This window comes from Agrobacterium sp. DE0009, from assembly GCF_007680755.1.
In the GTDB taxonomy this organism is placed as follows: Bacteria; Pseudomonadota; Alphaproteobacteria; order Rhizobiales; family Rhizobiaceae; genus Agrobacterium; species Agrobacterium tumefaciens_B.
This window is the reverse complement of the sequence record NZ_VEIU01000002.1, coordinates 380,296-397,554: the sequence shown is the minus strand read 5'-3', so window position 1 is coordinate 397,554 and position 17,259 is coordinate 380,296. Positions and strand designations below refer to the sequence as shown.

General features: G+C 58.8%; 12 protein-coding genes and 1 tRNA gene. All 13 read left to right on the top strand.

All coding sequences use genetic code 11. From position 1 onward, the window contains the following. The first annotated feature begins 14 nt into the window (after positions 1–14). The 13 genes from tolB to FS804_RS11215 all read left to right on the top strand — a co-directional run bounded on the left by tolB (position 15) and on the right by FS804_RS11215 (position 16,879). Positions 15–1,322 (top strand): Tol-Pal system beta propeller repeat protein TolB, encoded by a 1,308-nt coding sequence (gene tolB / locus FS804_RS11275; protein ID WP_063950523.1) that lies wholly within the window; start codon positions 15–17, stop codon positions 1,320–1,322. A 210-nt stretch (positions 1,323–1,532) separates the two neighbouring features. Beyond that, positions 1,533–2,066 carry a peptidoglycan-associated lipoprotein Pal gene (pal, locus tag FS804_RS11270; protein ID WP_063950387.1) on the top strand — a complete coding sequence of 178 codons (534 nt, stop codon included), beginning with the start codon at positions 1,533–1,535 and terminating at the stop codon, positions 2,064–2,066. Between the two features lie 157 nt (positions 2,067–2,223). Continuing rightward, positions 2,224–3,231, top strand: coding sequence for a tol-pal system protein YbgF (gene ybgF, locus FS804_RS11265; protein ID WP_186376769.1), 1,008 nt, complete (start codon positions 2,224–2,226; stop codon positions 3,229–3,231). Positions 3,232–3,258: 27 nt separating this feature from the next. Continuing rightward, positions 3,259–4,593 carry a tRNA lysidine(34) synthetase TilS gene (tilS, locus tag FS804_RS11260; protein WP_144576946.1) on the top strand — a complete coding sequence of 445 codons (1,335 nt, stop codon included), beginning with the start codon at positions 3,259–3,261 and terminating at the stop codon, positions 4,591–4,593. Between the two features lie 154 nt (positions 4,594–4,747). Then, positions 4,748–6,712, top strand: coding sequence for an ATP-dependent zinc metalloprotease FtsH (gene ftsH, locus FS804_RS11255; RefSeq protein WP_144576662.1), 1,965 nt, complete (start codon positions 4,748–4,750; stop codon positions 6,710–6,712). A 188-nt stretch (positions 6,713–6,900) separates the two neighbouring features. After that, the gene (glmM, locus tag FS804_RS11250) at positions 6,901–8,253 is read left to right on the top strand and encodes a phosphoglucosamine mutase (RefSeq protein WP_144576661.1); all 1,353 of its coding nucleotides are present in this window, start codon (positions 6,901–6,903) and stop codon (positions 8,251–8,253) included. Between the two features lie 183 nt (positions 8,254–8,436). Next, complete coding sequence (locus tag FS804_RS11245) at positions 8,437–9,282, top strand: outer membrane protein (protein WP_144576660.1); 846 nt, start codon at positions 8,437–8,439, stop codon at positions 9,280–9,282. A 213-nt stretch (positions 9,283–9,495) separates the two neighbouring features. After that, positions 9,496–10,674: a phosphoserine transaminase gene (locus FS804_RS11240; protein WP_144576659.1), complete on the top strand. Its 1,179-nt coding sequence runs from the start codon at positions 9,496–9,498 to the stop codon at positions 10,672–10,674. A gap of 85 nt (positions 10,675–10,759) precedes the next feature. Then, positions 10,760–12,355, top strand: coding sequence for a phosphoglycerate dehydrogenase (serA, locus tag FS804_RS11235; RefSeq protein WP_144576658.1), 1,596 nt, complete (start codon positions 10,760–10,762; stop codon positions 12,353–12,355). A gap of 221 nt (positions 12,356–12,576) precedes the next feature. Continuing rightward, on the top strand, positions 12,577–13,659 hold the full coding sequence (locus FS804_RS11230; RefSeq protein ID WP_144576657.1) for a Tim44 domain-containing protein: 1,083 nt from the start codon (positions 12,577–12,579) through the stop codon (positions 13,657–13,659). A 429-nt stretch (positions 13,660–14,088) separates the two neighbouring features. Beyond that, the gene (locus FS804_RS11225) at positions 14,089–15,279 is read left to right on the top strand and encodes an OpgC family protein (protein WP_063950396.1); all 1,191 of its coding nucleotides are present in this window, start codon (positions 14,089–14,091) and stop codon (positions 15,277–15,279) included. A gap of 191 nt (positions 15,280–15,470) precedes the next feature. Then, positions 15,471–16,667, top strand: a complete 1,197-nt coding sequence (gene mnmA / locus FS804_RS11220) for a tRNA 2-thiouridine(34) synthase MnmA (RefSeq protein ID WP_144576656.1) — start codon at positions 15,471–15,473, stop codon at positions 16,665–16,667. 135 nt (positions 16,668–16,802) lie between these two features. Continuing rightward, a tRNA-Met gene (locus tag FS804_RS11215) sits at positions 16,803–16,879 on the top strand. The last annotated feature ends 380 nt before the right edge of the window (positions 16,880–17,259 follow it).

Here is a 17,259-nt window from a genome sequence, read left to right as displayed (position 1 = left end):
AAAGGCCTGGCAACATGAAGATATTTTCGCCGATCCGGCTGGTGCTCGCTGTCGCAGCCATCATGTCGGTTTTTTCCGCACCAGCTTTTGCCCGCGTGGAAATCAACATCAACAAGGGTAATGTCGAGCCATTACCCATCGCCATCACCGACTTCATGTCGAGCGACGGCATCGGCGCGCAGGTTTCTGCGGTTATCGCTGCTGACCTGCAGCGCTCCGGCCTTTTTTCCCCGGTCAACAAGAATGCGTTCATCGAAAAGATCAGCAACCCGGATCAGCAGCCGCGTTTCGAGGACTGGAAAGTCATCAATGCCCAGGCTCTCGTGACCGGACGCGTCACGCGTGAAAGCGATGGCCGCCTGCGGGCTGAGTTCCGCCTCTGGGACACTTTCGCCGGCCAGCAGATGACCGGCCAGCAGTTCTTCACCCAGCCGGAAAACTGGCGCCGTGTGGCCCACATCATTGCTGACGCTATCTACGAGCGTATCACCGGTGAAAAGGGGTACTTCGATACCCGCGTCGTTTTTGTTTCCGAGAGCGGTCCGAAGACGGCCCGCAAGCGGCAGCTGTCGATCATGGACCAGGACGGTTTCAACGTCCGCAACCTGACTAACTCGAACGACATCGTCCTGACACCGCGTTTTTCGCCGAGCCGCCAGGAAGTCACCTACATGTCCTTTGAAGGCCAGCAGCCGCGCGTTTATCTTCTGCAGCTGGAAACCGGACAGCGTGAAGTCGTTGGCAACTTCCCAGGCATGACGTTCTCGCCGCGCTTCTCGCCTGACGGCCAGAAGGTCATCATGAGCCTTCAGCAGGACGGCAACGCCAATATCTACACTATGGATCTGCGCTCGCGCACCACGACACGCCTGACCAATACGTCGGCGATCGATACGGCTCCGTCCTATTCGCCTGACGGCCAGCGCGTCGCCTTTGAAAGTGACCGTGGTGGCCGCCAGCAGATTTACGTCATGAATGCCGATGGCTCCGGCCAGCAGCGCATTTCCTTCGGCGATGGTTCCTATTCCACGCCGGTATGGTCTCCGCGCGGCGATCTGATTGCCTTTACCAAGCAGTCGGGTGGCAAGTTCTCGATCGGTGTCATGAAGACCGACGGTTCGGGAGAACGCATCCTGACGAGCGGTTTCCACAATGAAGGCCCGACTTGGGCGCCGAACGGCCGCGTGCTGATGTTCTTCCGTCAGAACGCCGGCGCCGGTGGCCCGCAGCTCTATTCGATCGACCTGACGGGCTATAACGAACAGCTCATCAAGACGCCAACATTCGCTTCGGACCCGGCATGGTCGCCGCTTCTGGACTGATATGACTGCCACAATGGCGCCGGTCTGAACCGGCGCCATCGTGTTTTAATTGATACCATAGGGAACCGTGCCTCTTTCTTGCCGCAAAGTGTTGTGAGGGAGCAAAAAAGTGGGACATTTCCTTTCTGTTAACCATAAGCGTTTGTCGGCCGTTAACCGCGATCAGTTAGTGTCCGGCAACGTTATTGAAATCCTAAGGAGAGACCGGCGATGAGCCGTACACAAACTTCGGCACTCAGCCCCATGCAGAAACTGGCCCGTAACCCGGCTGTCATCGCCATGACGCTCGCACTTGCTCTCGCTGGCTGCGCGAACAAGAAGAACATGCCGAACAGCGCCGGTGAGCTCGGCCTTGGTGGCGCGGGCTCCGCAACGCCGGGATCCCAGCAGGACTTCACGGTCAATGTCGGCGACCGCATCTTCTTCGACACCGACTCCACCTCGATCCGCGCCGACGCGCAGCAGACCCTTCAGCGCCAGGCGCAGTGGTTGGCTCGTTATCCGAAATACGCCATCACTGTTGAAGGTCATGCCGACGAGCGCGGCACGCGTGAATACAACCTTGCGCTCGGTGCCCGCCGTGCCGCAGCGACCCGTGACTTCCTGATCTCTCAGGGCGTACCGGCAAACCGCATGAAGACGATCTCCTACGGCAAGGAACGTCCGGTCGCTGTCTGCGACGACATCTCCTGCTGGTCGCAGAACCGTCGCGCTGTGACGGTTCTCGGCGGCGCCGGCATGTAATCGTCTGACGTTATTGTGAACGTGAATGAAGGGCGGTCTTCGGGCCGCCTTTTATTTTTTCATAGTTTGGCCGAAGTTAAGTTGCTTTTTCGGTTGATATGGAAAAAATCCGGGTTGCATCATTCCGATGCAAATCAGTTAAGGCAGGACGAATGAGATGAAGAAACTTGTCGTGGCGGGAATGCTGGGGCTTGCAGCCTGCACCGGCTTGAGCGGCACTGCCGTTTCGGGTCCGCTGTTCGGTGCGGGGGGTAGCTTCGGCACGATCAACTCTCAACAGCAGCCCCCGGTCATCCGGGTTCAGGCCAATGAAGCCTATCGCGTTCAGCAGCTTGAAGAGCAGATCCGGCAGCTCAACGGCCGTATCGAAGAAATGAGCTTCCAGCTTCTGCAGATGCAGGAAACCATCCGCAAGGCGCAGGAAGACAATGAATTCCGCTTCCAGGAACTGGAAGGCGGCAAGGGTGCAAGTCCCGCAGCAGCGCCGAAAAAGAAGGCGGAAGCAAGCCCGGTCAGTCCGGCGACACCTCCGACCGACGACGTTGCAACAATCATCGAAACGCCACCCCAGGGTGGCGCTTCCGTTTCTCCGTCTGCTCCCTCCAATGCTCCGACCGCCGCGCCGGGCGAGACGACTTTGGGTTCGATCGAACTCGACTCGAAGGGGATGCCGATCGGTGGTACGCTTAACTCGGGCGCGAACAATTCTTCCGGCAGCCTCCCGGGTGTGACGACGGGCAACACCCCGCGTAAAACGGACCCGGTCAATACCGCCGCGCTGACGAGCGAGGGCGACATCTATCAGGCGGCCTATGGCCATGTGCTGTCCGGTGATTACAAGTTGGCAGAACAGGGCTTTCAGCAGTACCTTCAGGGGTATCCGAAGGGTTCAAAGGCTGCGGATGCCAGCTTCTGGCTGGGTGAAGCGCAATATTCTCAAGGCAAGTTCAACGAAGCTGCCAAGACTTTCCTGAACGGCCACCAGGCTTACGGCAAATCGCCAAAGGCTCCCGAAATGTTGATGAAGCTCGGCATGTCGCTTGCGGCTCTCGACAATACCGAAACGGCCTGCGCGACCCTGCGAGAGGTGCCGAAGCGCTACCCCAACGCGTCGAAGACCGTGCTGAGCAAGGTTGCCAGCGAACAGAAGCGTCTCAGCTGCTGATTTTCCCCTGCGAGGGCGGGTATGTCTATGCCTGATGATGGCACCCAGCCGGACGCGCCGGTTTCGCCGCTCACCGCGGCACGGTCCTTTGTCGAAAATCTAGGCAAGCCCACCCACATCCTCGTTGCAATCTCCGGCGGCAGCGATTCAACAGGCCTGTTGCTGGCGCTGTGTCAGGTACAGGCGGAAACAGGGCGGGAGCGCCTCCAGCTTTCCGCCGTCACTGTCGACCATGCGTTGAGAGCCGAATCGGCTTATGAGGCCGAAAGGGTCGCGAAACTTTGCGCTGAGCTTTCAGTTCCCCACATGATCCGCCGATGGGAGGGCGCCAAACCCGCCTCCGGCATTTCCGAGGCGTCGCGATTGGCCCGCTACCGTCTGGTCGCGGAGGTGTTCCGGCAAACCCGCGCTGATTTTGTGGTGACCGGGCATACGCTGGGCGACCAGCGGGAAACCGTGGCGATGCGTGCCGCCCGCAATGGCGGCAGCGAGGCTGTCGGCCTTTCCGGTATGGCAGATGCGGTTTTATACGAGGGTCAATGCTGGGTCATGCGGCCCTTCCTCCGTTGTGAGAGGCAGGCGATCCGTGACTATGTCCTGTCCCGTGCGCAGACTTGGCTCGACGACCCCAGCAATGAAAACGTACGATATGAACGCGTGCGGGTCCGCAACAGCCTCTCCGGGTCTCCCTCACCAATCGATTTTGAGCTGTCCCTCAAACGACAGGTCCTTGCTCGGAAAACGGCCGCATTTCTGGCGGATCGCGCCCAAATCTTGCATGCGGCACTGGCCAGAATCGCCAATGAAGACGTAGATCCCGATCGCCCGGAGTTTCGCCACGGGCTGGCAGCCCTGATTGCCACTCTGGGCGGCAGAGCGTTTTTCCCGGCTGCAGGCAGCATGGAGCGTGTCCTGGAGTTTCTGCGAGAGGGCGACGCCGGACGGATGACGGTGGGGCGTGTGCTTCTGGATCGACGGCGCGACGCCCTTTATCTGCTACGCGAGCAACGAAACCTTCCGCAGCTTTTGGTCGGTTCGCAAAAGACAGCGGTTTGGGATGACCGCTTCGCCGTGAAGAATGGATCGCCCGTTTCGGTGCTTGTCAAAGCGGGCAGCGCTGGCGATGCCGCTCGGTTGGTAGGGCCTTTTGCCACGGCGCCATCAAGCGTCCTGAAACAGGCTGTGGCGGGGCTGCCGCAAATTGCCGCAGCTGAGGTTGGTGTGACGCTGCCGCCTGATGCCGTCAGCATCGCACCGAGACTTGCGCCTTTCGACCTTTTCCTGCCGCGTTTCGACCTCGAACTGGCAAATGCAATCGCTGCGTTATTCGGGCGACCTGCCTATCCACAGCCACCGGTTTAAATCCGGCCTCTTTTTCGTGAATTGCCTTGGAAGAGTTTTTACACCAAAACGCATCAGAAAGTGCGCTTTGCCTTGGCAAGGGCATATGTCGTCCTTATGTTAGGGGCACATAATGGCGGGCAGCAGGTTTGTCCGTGTGAGTTCGGGGAGTTCGATGAACCCAAATTTCAGAAATTTCGCCTTGTGGGCCGTGATCGCCCTGTTGCTGATCGCGTTGTTCAGTATGTTCCAGACATCGCCGACGCAGACTGGCTCGCGGGAAATCCCTTATTCCCAGTTCCTTCGTGATGTGGACTCCGGGCGAGTTCGTGACGTGACCGTCACTGGTAACCGGGTTCTCGGAACCTATACTGAAAACGGCACGGCCTTTCAGACCTATTCCCCCGTCATTGACGACAGCCTGATGGAGCGCTTGCAGAGCAAGAACGTCACCATCGTGGCGCGTCCGGAAAGTGACGGCTCCTCCGGCTTCCTGAGCTACCTCGGCACACTTTTGCCGATGTTCCTCATCCTCGGCGTCTGGCTGTTTTTCATGCGGCAAATGCAGGGCGGCTCGCGGGGCGCGATGGGCTTTGGTAAATCCAAGGCAAAGCTGCTGACGGAAGCGCACGGACGCGTCACATTTGACGACGTGGCTGGCGTGGACGAAGCCAAGCAGGATCTTGAGGAAATCGTAGAATTCCTGCGTGACCCGCAGAAGTTTCAGCGCCTTGGCGGCAAGATTCCGCGCGGCGTGCTGCTTGTCGGTCCTCCGGGCACTGGTAAGACGCTTCTTGCGCGCTCCGTCGCGGGTGAGGCAAACGTTCCGTTCTTCACCATTTCAGGCTCGGACTTCGTTGAAATGTTCGTCGGCGTCGGCGCAAGCCGCGTACGCGACATGTTCGAGCAGGCCAAGAAGAATGCGCCCTGCATCATCTTCATCGACGAAATTGACGCCGTTGGCCGCCATCGTGGTGCCGGCCTGGGTGGCGGTAACGACGAACGCGAACAGACGCTGAACCAGCTTCTCGTCGAGATGGACGGCTTCGAGGCGAATGAGGGCATCATCCTCATCGCGGCGACCAACCGTCCTGACGTTCTTGACCCCGCACTTCTGCGTCCCGGCCGTTTCGACCGTCAGGTTGTCGTGCCGAACCCTGACATCGTCGGGCGTGAACGCATCCTCAAGGTGCATATCCGCAACGTGCCGCTGGCGCCGAATGTCGACCTCAAGGTTCTCGCCCGCGGCACTCCCGGTTTTTCCGGTGCGGACTTGATGAACCTCGTCAACGAAGCTGCCCTGATGGCCGCCCGTCGCAACAAGCGCGTGGTTACCATGCAGGAGTTCGAAGACGCCAAGGACAAGATCATGATGGGCGCGGAGCGCCGCTCCTCCGCCATGACCGAGGCCGAAAAGAAGCTGACCGCCTACCACGAAGCCGGTCACGCCATCACCGCGCTGAAAGTTGCCGTTGCCGATCCGTTGCACAAGGCGACGATCATTCCGCGCGGTCGCGCTCTTGGCATGGTGATGCAGTTGCCAGAAGGCGACCGCTATTCCATGAGCTACAAGTGGATGGTATCGCGTCTCGTGATCATGATGGGTGGCCGCGTTGCCGAAGAGCTGACTTTCGGCAAGGAGAACATTACCTCGGGCGCGTCCTCGGACATCGAGCAGGCGACCAAGCTTGCCCGCGCCATGGTCACGCAGTGGGGCTTCTCCGACGCTCTTGGCCAGGTGTCCTACGGTGAAAACCAGCAGGAAGTCTTCCTCGGCCACTCCGTGTCTCAGTCGAAGAACGTTTCTGAAGCCACTGCTCAGACGATCGACACCGAAGTTCGTCGCCTGATCGATGAGGCTTACGCCGAAGCGCGGCGCATCCTGACGGAAAACCACGATGGCTTCGTGGCGATTGCAGAAGGTCTGCTTGAATACGAGACCCTGACGGGCGACGAAATCAAGGCCCTCTTGAAGGGCGAGAAGCCCGCGCGCGATCTGGGCGATGATTCGCCCGGTAGCCGTGGCTCGGCAGTGCCAAAGGCTGGCACCAAGAAGGACGGCCCGAGCGAGGCCAAGGGTGACGGCGAGGCCAAAGGCGACGGTGAGGCGGAGGGTGGCATGGAGCCGCAGCCGCGCTAACAGCTCCAGCAGATTTGCTATTGTAAAAGGCCATCCGGATTTCCGGGTGGCCTTTTCATTCTGGTAACAAGATATAAGCCATTTTCGTGGTAATTTACGTGCTGTTTATTCTCGTTTGTGGCATCTAGCCAAAAACGCTGCCGGTTGTTTTTGTCTTTGCCGGCAAGCCTGAGAGATTTGGAGTTCAAATGGCACGCCGTTATTTCGGAACCGATGGTATCCGCGGACAATCGAACGTCTTCCCGATGACGCCTGATCTGGCGATGCGGGTGGGCATTGCCGTTGGAACGATTTTCCGCCGTGGTCATCATCGCCATCGCGTGGTCATCGGTAAGGATACCCGGCTTTCCGGATATATGCTTGAGAATGCGCTGGTCGCGGGCTTTACGGCGGCAGGACTGGACGTGTTTCTGCTCGGACCGATCCCGACGCCGGCCGTCGCAATGCTGACGCGCTCGCTGCGGGCCGATATCGGTGTGATGATCTCCGCATCCCATAATCCGTTCTCTGACAATGGCATCAAGCTCTTCGGGCCCGACGGCTACAAGCTTTCTGACGAGCTCGAACTGGAGATCGAAGACCTCCTCGACAAGGATATTTACGCCCAGCTTGCCAAGCCATCTGAGATCGGCCGGGCGAAGCGTGTGGATGGCGATATCTATCGCTATATTGAATTCGTCAAACGCACCCTGCCACGTGACGTCACGCTGAGCGGTCTTCGGATTGCCATCGACTGTGCGAATGGTGCGGCCTACAAGGTAGCGCCTGCCGCTCTGTGGGAGCTTGGTGCCGAGGTTGTCACCATCGGCAACGAGCCGAATGGTATCAACATCAACCTCGAATGTGGCTCCACTCACCCGGAAACCCTTCAGAAGAAGGTCCACGAGGTGCGGGCCGATATCGGCATTGCGCTCGATGGCGATGCGGATCGCGTTATTATCGTCGACGAACGCGGCGAAATCGTCGACGGCGACCAGTTGATGGCAACGATCGCCGATAGCTGGGCGGCCGACAACATGCTTCGCGGCGGCGGCATCGTTGCAACTGTCATGTCCAATCTTGGCCTTGAGCGATTCCTCGGCGATCAGGGACTGACGCTTGCGCGCACAAAGGTCGGTGACCGGTACGTTGTTGAGCATATGCGCAACCACAATTTCAACGTCGGTGGCGAGCAGTCGGGTCATATCGTGTTGTCGGACTACGGCACGACGGGGGATGGCCTTGTCGCCGCCCTGCAGGTTCTGGCGAAGGTCAAGCGCTCGGGCCGCACTGTCAGCGAGGTCTGCCGCAAGTTCGAGCCTGTGCCGCAGCTTCTGAAGAATGTCCGTATCTCCGGTGGCAAGCCGCTCGAAAATCCTGTGGTGCAGCAGGCCATTGCGGATGCCGAAAGTGCATTGGCCAGTAACGGGCGCTTGGTTATCCGTCCTTCCGGCACCGAGCCGCTCATCCGTGTCATGGCGGAAGGGGACGACAGCGCCAAGGTGGAGCAGATCGTCAATGATCTCGTCGTCGTCATCACCAACGCACGCTCTGCGGCGTAACTGATCTGGATTGAATGTAAAAAGCCGGCCCCGGAGGCCGGCTTTTTCTTTGAGGTTTATCTAATAAACATAGTGAATCATCGTGGTTAATCGGGACTTAACCATTTTACGTCAATCTCCATGACTGAACAGTTCACTGGCATCTGCTGCCGAACCGCACGTGCCTCTTCTGGAGTGGAAGTCATGAAAAACGTCCTGGCCGGATTTCTGGCCGTCCTGCTGACCGGTACAAGCGCCATCGCTGCCGATCTTTATCAAGCCGAGCCCGCACCTGCCTATGTCGATGCCCCCGAGGTGTCCGTCACTCAGGCAAGCGGCTGGTACCTGCGCGGCGACATCGGTTATTCCTTCAACAAGCTTCGTGGCGCCAATTATTATCAGGGTGGACCTGGTGGCTATCTCGCGGATTTCGAAACCGCGAAAATCAAGGACAGCTACAATATCGGTGCGGGTGTCGGTTACCAGTTCAACAACTATTTCCGCAGCGATCTGACCTTCGACTATATGGGCAAGGCGGACTTCCGGGGCTCCACCCGCGGGTTCTGTGGCAATGGCGCTCCCTGCGTTTCTACCGATCTGGCCGCGTTGCGCGCCTACACGCTGATGGCTAATGCCTATGTCGATCTCGGCACCTATGGTCGCGTCACGCCTTACGTTGGCGGCGGCGTCGGTGCTGCCTACGTCAAGTGGGACAAGCTTCGTAACACCTCCTGCGCGACCGACGGGTCGGGTTACTGCGACGAGACGACGGAGCACGGCGGCAGTGGCAAGTGGCGTTTCGCTTATGCCCTCATGGCTGGTGCGTCGATCGACGTGACCTGTAACCTGAAGGCCGATGTCGGCTATCGTTTCCGCCACATCAACAAGGGCGAAATGTTCGCCTATGAGAACAATGGCGGCCCCGGCCGCGACAAGGGCCTCTATTCGCATGAAGTGCGTCTCGGCGGTCGTTATGTCTTCAACGGCTGCGATACGGCACAATACATGCCGCCTGCCGATATTCCGCTGCAGCCTGCCGTTTATAAATAAACGTCACGCACCGCTGGTAGTTTCAGACCGTCCGCACCCTTCGGGTTACGGGCGGTTTTGTTTTACCGGCATCTGATGCCGCGCATGACGCATATTGGCCAAGATTCTTTTGCGCAGCGAAATTATCCGCTTGACTGGAACCGGCGACAGGAATAGCAACGGCGCCAGGACACCTCTCCCTAACGAGAGGCGCCTATCTGAAAGGGTAGTTAAATGACAGATATCGTGAAGCCGGACGTTCGTCCGGGCAATACGCATTTTTCCTCTGGTCCCTGCTCGAAGCGCCCCGGTTGGTCGCTAGATGCTCTCTCCTACGCACCGCTCGGTCGCTCGCATCGCGCCAAGGTCGGCAAAGCCAAGCTGAAGCAGGCCATCGATCTCACCCGTGAAATTCTTAATGTTCCCGCCAATTATCGTATCGGCATCGTTCCCGCATCCGACACCGGCGCCGTAGAAATGGCGCTCTGGTCGCTGCTCGGTGAACGTGGCGTCGATATGCTGGCCTGGGAAAGCTTCGGCGCCGGCTGGGTCACCGACGTCGTCAAGCAGCTGAAGCTGAAGGACGTTCGCAAGTTCGAGGCCGATTATGGCCTGCTGCCGAACCTTGCCGACGTCGATTTCGACCGTGACGTGGTCTTTACATGGAACGGCACGACCTCGGGCGTTCGTGTTCCCAACGCCGATTTCATTCCCGCCGACCGAAAGGGCCTGACCATCTGCGACGCCACCTCCGCGGCCTTCGCGCAGGACATGGACTTTGCGAAACTCGACGTCGTCACCTTCTCCTGGCAGAAGGTTCTGGGCGGCGAGGGCGGTCATGGCGTCATCATCCTATCGCCGCGCGCCGTTGAGCGTCTGCTGAGCTATGCCCCTGCCTGGCCGCTGCCGAAAATCTTCCGCATGGTCTCCGGCGGCAAGCTGATCGAAGGCATCTTTACCGGCGAAACCATCAACACGCCGTCCATGCTCTGCGTTGAAGATTACATTGACGCGCTGCTCTGGGCAAAGAACCTCGGTGGCCTCAACGCGCTGATCGGCCGTGCTGACGCCAATGCCAAGGTTATCTACGATTTCATCGAGAAGAACGACTGGATTGCCAATCTGGCCGTGAAGCCGGAAACCCGCTCCAACACGTCCGTCTGCCTCAAGATCGTTGATCCCGAGGTACAGGCGCTGGATGCGGCCGCGCAGGCAGATTTTGCCAAGGGCATCGTCGCCTTGCTCGAAAAGGAGAATGTCGCCCTCGATATCGGCGCTTACCGTGACGCACCGTCCGGTTTGCGCATCTGGGCCGGCGCGACCATCGAGACGGCGGATATGGAAGCCGTCATGCCCTGGCTCGCCTGGGCATATGAGACGCAGAAGGCAACGCTTTCCAAGGCCGCAGCCTGATTTTGATACCGGCCCTGCATCACCGCAGGGCCGCGCATTCCCCATTCGCACATTTCCATCCCTTCCTCCAAGGAGCCCGTGAACCATGGCACCTCGCGTACTCGTATCCGACGAACTGTCGGAAACCGCCGTCCAGATTTTCCGTGATCGTGGCGTCGAAGTCGATTTCCAGCCGAAGCTCGGCAAGGACAAGGACAAGCTCGCCGAAATCATCGGCAATTATGATGGCCTTGCTATCCGTTCCGCCACCAAGGCGACCGAAAAGCTGATCGAGGCTGCGACGAACCTCAAGGTCATCGGCCGTGCAGGCATCGGCGTCGATAACGTCGATATTCCCGCCGCCTCGCGCCGCGGTATCATCGTCATGAACACGCCCTTCGGGAACTCCATCACGACGGCGGAACACGCCATCGCTTTGATGTTTGCCGTCGCGCGCCAGCTTCCGGCAGCCGATAGCTCCACGCAGGCCGGCAAGTGGGAAAAGTCGAAGTTCATGGGTGTAGAGATCACCGGCAAGACGCTCGGCGTCATCGGTGCCGGCAATATCGGCTCCATCGTCTGCTCGCGTGCGCTTGGCCTCAAGATGCATGTTCTGGCCTACGACCCCTTCCTTTCGCCGGAGCGCGCGCAGGAGATGGGCGTCACCAAGGTTGAGCTGGACGAGCTCCTGGCGCAGGCCGATTTCATCACCCTGCATGTACCGATGACGGACAAGACGCGCGGCATCCTCAATGCCGAGAACCTTGCCAAGACCAAGAAGGGCGTTCGTATCGTCAACTGCGCCCGTGGCGGTCTGGTGGATGAGGCAGCTCTTGCCGAAGCCATCAAGTCCGGCCATGTCGCTGGTGCCGGTTTTGACGTGTTCGAAGTCGAGCCCGCCACCGAGAGCCCGCTCTTCGGCTTGCCGAACGTCGTCTGCACGCCGCATCTTGGCGCGTCGACCACCGAAGCTCAGGAGAATGTCGCTCTTCAGGTTGCCGAGCAGATGTCGGACTACCTCGTCAAGGGTGCGGTCTCCAACGCCATCAACATGCCGTCGATCACGGCTGATGAAGCACCGCGTCTGAAGCCCTTCATTCGTCTGGCGGATGTTCTCGGTTCTTTCGTTGGTCAGGTGCAGGAAAGCGCAACCAAGGAAATCGAAATCCTTTACGATGGCGCAACCGCCAACATGAACACCAAGGCGTTGACCAGCGCGTTGCTGGCCGGCCTCATTCGCAGCCAGGTTGCGGATGTCAACATGGTTTCGGCGCCTGTCATGATCAAAGAAAAGGGCATCATCCTGTCCGAAGTCAAGCGCGACAAGACCGGCGTTTACGATGGCTACATCAAGCTGACGGTGAAGACGGAAAACCAGATCCGCTCGGTTGCCGGCACGGTTTTTTCGGACGGCAAGCCACGCTTCATCCAGATCAAGAACATCAATATGGACGCCGATGTTGGCGCGCACATGATCTACATCACCAATACGGACGTTCCCGGCATGATCGGCTTCATGGGCACCACACTCGGCGAAGCTGGCGTCAACATCGCGAACTTCCAGCTCGGCCGTGAAAAGGAAGGCGGCGACGCCATCGCCCTGCTTTACGTTGACGGCCCGGTTTCCGAAGAGGTGCTGGACAAGCTGCGCGCCAACCCGGCGATCCGCCAGGTCAAACCGCTGACGTTTAACGTCGACTGATCTATCGTTCCTCCCAAGGGGACAATCGAACCGGTGCGGGGGAAACCCTGTGCCGGTTTTTGTTTTTCCCGTTGTTGCTGTTGCGGCTTTTGCAATCTGGATCGCGCGGTGGTTGCATATCACAAAAAATTTAAGCCGGGCGGTCTAAAAATGATTATCGTGAGTTGCTATATCAGCTGGCGAGATGCCGCTCATGGGAGGGTGGCCAACAGGAGATAACGATGTTTGCTGCCTTTCGGCGCTTCAAGGGTTTGTTTGCAGTCGCCGCGCTTGGTATCGCGGTGTCTTTCGTTGCGGTTGACATGGCAGAGGCGCGCCGCGCCAGCGGCGGATTCGGCAGCCGTGGAACGCGGACCTACTCCGCACCCCCTTCGACCAGCACGGCACCCGGCCAGACCGCGCCGATCAATCGTAGCATGACGCCCAACACCAATCAGGCTGCACCGAGCACGGCTCAGCCTGCCCGTCCAGGCGCCCAGGCTCCGCAGCAGAGCCGCGGCCTGTTTGGCGGCATGATGGGTGGTTTGATGGGCGGTCTGCTCATGGGCGGCCTGTTCGGCATGCTCCTTGGCGGCGGCTTCGGCGGCATGGCTGGCTTCTTCGGCATGTTGTTGCAGGTGGCATTGATTGGCTTGCTCGTCATGCTCGCCATGCGCTTCTTCGCCTCGCGCCGTCAGGGCCAGCCGGCCTATGGTTCTGCAGGCAATTCTCAGCGCGCTGATAACGCGCGCTCCTCCTTCAACGGTGGTCCCCAGTCTGGCTCGGCAGCATCGTCCTTCAAGATCCCGAAAATCGGAGCCCTGGCTGGCACAACCGCCGGCGCGGCGACGGCCACGGCGGCGATTGCGACGGCCAAGCCTGTAGCGCATGCCAACGCCATGTCCGAAGGCGATGAAATCGGGATTACCCAGAGCGATCTCGAAACCTTCCAGAAGATGCTGGAGGATGTTCAGGCCGCCTATGCTGCCGAAGACTACGGCACGTTGCGCAAACTGACGACGCCGGAAGCCATGTCCTATCTCGCCGAGGAACTGAGCGACAACGCGACGAGCGGCGTGAAGAACGACGTGCGTGACGTGACCCTGCTTCAGGGCGATGTAGCCGAGGCGTGGCACGAGGAAGGACAGGATTATGCAACCGTTGCGATGCGTTATTCCGCTATTGACGTGATGCGGGATCGCAATTCCGGCAAGGTGATCGAGGGCGATGAGACGCATCCGTCCGAAGCGATCGAGATGTGGACCTTCGTTCGCCGTCCAGGAAATGATAATTGGCAGGTCGCTGCGATTCAGGCCGCCGCCTGATAATTTTTGTCACGCATGATTCGAGAAGCCCGGGGTTCAATTGCTCCGGGCATTTTTCTGTCGGGGGACCGCCTTCCTCACAGGAGAAAGCGCGGCAAAATCTTACTGACGACATCTCGCCGGGCGATTGACGGCCGTTTTTCGTCTCGCGTTGCTATGCAAGGCTTTACACCCTGAAAGTCGAGGCATATCACCCGCGCAATGGCTCATTCCTCCACGGAATCGCCTTTTTTCATTCATCGGCCATTCAGTCCCGACATTCTAACCACGCTCTGTACACGCCAATGTGAATTTTCGCGATAGTCCTAAACCGCTTTGGGCAGGGAACTTCAGCAGAAAATCCGCGTTGACAATCCAATTCCCGGCGTCTCGCAGGCCGGGCTGGGTGGCCGGGCAATGCACGGCCCGCGAGAACGGAGAGCTATCGAAATGAAACGCTTCGACCTGATCGACGGGATGCGTGGTTACTTCCTCGTCTTCATGATGATCAACCATCTGGTGTTTGCCGGCGGCTTCTGGCTGGTGGAAATCAATCACCGACAATTCGCATTCGTCGAGGATGCGCAGGGCTTCGTGTTCCTGTCTGGTCTGCTGATCGGCATGGTCTATGCCCGAAAAATGATGAAATACGGCTATGATGCCGGCAAGCAGATGATCTGGAACAGGGCCATGGAGCTTTATCGCTACGCGATGGGTCTTGTCATCGCGGTCCTGTTTTTCCGCATGGTCATCCCCCATGCGCCTTACATCTGGTACAACTGGCTTGGCATGACGTCATTTGACGATCCGCTGCGTCTCGCAGCGATTGCGACATTCCTTTTCCAGCCGACCTTCATGGATATTCTGCCGCAATATATCGTCTACATGCTGTTTGCGCCGATCCTTGTAAAGCTTTGCCTTGATGGCAAGTGGGCCTATGTCATGGCTGGCTCGTTGCTGGTCTGGATGGCCGGGCAGCTCGGCCTGCAGCAGATCGTGACGACGCCGCTGAACGAACTTGTCAAAGGTGCGGATGAGCAAGGTATCCGCGTGAGCTTCAATCTGCTTGGCTGGCAGCTTGTGTTTTATTCGGCGCTGGTGATGGGCGCGATGACCGCACAGAACCGCATTCCATGGAAGAAGATTTTCTCACCGGAGCATACGTGGCTGCCGAAGGCTGCTCTTCTCATCTGCCTGTTCTTCATGCCGCTGCGCATTGCCACGGCCTGGGGCCTGATGCCCGAATTCATGATGGGCAAGTTTTCGACCATGGAAATCCGTGCCGACTTCGGCCCGGTTTACCTCATCAACTTCCTCGCCGTCGGCGTAGGGGTGACATGGCTTGTTATTGCAGGTCCGTACCATCACCGGCCGATCGTGCGTTCGATCGCCGAAGGTGTGATCTGGGTCCTGTCACTGAAGTTCCTGCAGCTGCTCGGCCGCCACTCGCTTCAGGTCTACGTCTGGCATGTGGCTATCGTCTACGCCGTCTACTATCTGGATGGCCGCACGGCGGAGCTCTCTCAGCTCAACAAAACGCTCATCGCCTTTACCGCTATTGGATTGCTGGCCCTGCCGGCGCTGTGGAGGGAACGCGACAAGTGGTTCGGCAGCAGCGGTCAGAAGACGGCAGGCGCGTAGGGTCGTCTCAGAGTTCGCGACAGTACGGGACGGTTTTCCGCCCCGTACTTGCGTGCGAGGCCATTCCTTTCTATATGCAGCCCTTAAATCCGCAGGCAGGCAGTCCAAAATGACGGTCAATATGCTCGCTGTGGATGACCGACAGGCGGCGGGGCCTTTACCCCCGTTATGACTGACGATGGGAAAAAAACGTGAACACGCTCGATTTTGACAAGAGGCCGGAAGATACCCGGATCGTTGTCGCCATGTCCGGTGGCGTCGATTCTTCCGTAGTTGCTGGAATCCTCAAACGCGAGGGCTATGATGTCCTCGGCATAACGCTGCAGCTCTATGATCATGGTGCGGCGGTGCACCGCGCGGGTTCCTGTTGCGCCGGGCAGGATATCGATGACGCGCGCAGGGTCTGCGAAACCCTTGGCATTCCGCATTACGTGCTGGATTATGAGGCGCGGTTCCGCGAAACCGTGATCAATCCCTTTGCAGAGGCCTACGCGATGGGTGAAACGCCAATACCCTGCGTTGCCTGCAACCAGACGGTCAAATTCGCGGATCTGCTCGCAACGGCGCAGGAACTTGGCGCCGATGCGCTGGCGACCGGCCACTACATCCGCTCGCGCCCCAACCCGGTTCCCGGCCAGCCGGGACGGCGGGCGCTCTATCGGCCGATCGATAGCGACCGCGACCAGAGCTGGTTCCTGTTTGCGACCACGCAGGAACAGATCGATTATCTGCGTTTTCCGCTCGGCGGTCTCTCCAAGGCCGAGACCCGGGCGCTCGCCGAGGATATGGGACTTGTCGTTGCCAAGAAAGCCGACAGTCAGGACATCTGTTTTGTGCCGCAGGGCAAATACACCGATATCATCAACAAGCTGAAGCCGAATGCGGCGCTTGCGGGCGATATCGTCCATCTGGACGGCCGTGTGCTCGGCCGCCACGACGGCATCGTGCATTATACGATTGGTCAGCGCCGGGGCATCGGTGTGGCGACAGGTGAGCCACTCTATGTGGTGCATCTCGATGCGCGTGGCCGCCGGGTCATCGTTGGCCCGCGTGAGGCCCTGGAGACCCACCGCGTCTATCTCCGTGACATGAACTGGCTGGGTGACGGTGAGTTGACCGAGGATGCCGGGAAGGGGTTTGCCTGTTACGCCAAGGTGCGCTCCACCCGCCCGCCGACAGAAGCGGTGCTGCACGCCGATGAAAACGGAATCTATGTGGATCTGATGACGGGTGAGGCGGGCGTCGCGCCCGGTCAGGCCTGCGTTCTCTATTCCGCCCCAGGTGCCGATGCCCGCGTTTACGGCGGCGGCTTCATCGAGCGCTCCGAGCGCTCGGCGGAAGCCGAGGCATCGCTGAAGGCTCTTCTCGAAAAGCCGGTTGCCGCCTGAAACCATTCGCTTTTCGCAACAATGCGGAAAGCGAATTATTTGCGCATCTTGCGCTTGACACTTTAGGGAGCGGCACCTTATAAGCCGCTCATCCTGATGGAGCGGACAGTCAAATGACTGTTACGTTTTCCCTGTGGCGGGGTAGCTCAGGTGGTTAGAGCAGCGGAATCATAATCCGCGTGTCGGGGGTTCAAGTCCCTCTCCCGCTACCATTTTTTTAATTTCGACTTTCTGTTTTGAGCATTGTATCCCACTATACCCGATAGCGCGATTTCGAAATTTTGACACGGCAAATCGGAATTTTGACATTTCCGGAGTACTTGTCAAAAGCGCTATCCCTGTGCCCAATACCTGTATCTTGCAAATTCAACCCGATCAAATGAATGCATTAGGGCGCTAATTCCGGGTTTCGGAAAATCATGAAGTGATCATTTTGGCAGGCATGGCTTTCCAAGTTCAGCGGTAGGTGCAAGCCTAAAACACTAGAAACGACGATGCCTTTAGATTGTTTACCGCGTTTCCGTAGTCCGACCTTTCGCCATGCATTATTTGGTGCGGATTAAAAGCTTTGAAGGCAGGACCTCACGACGGG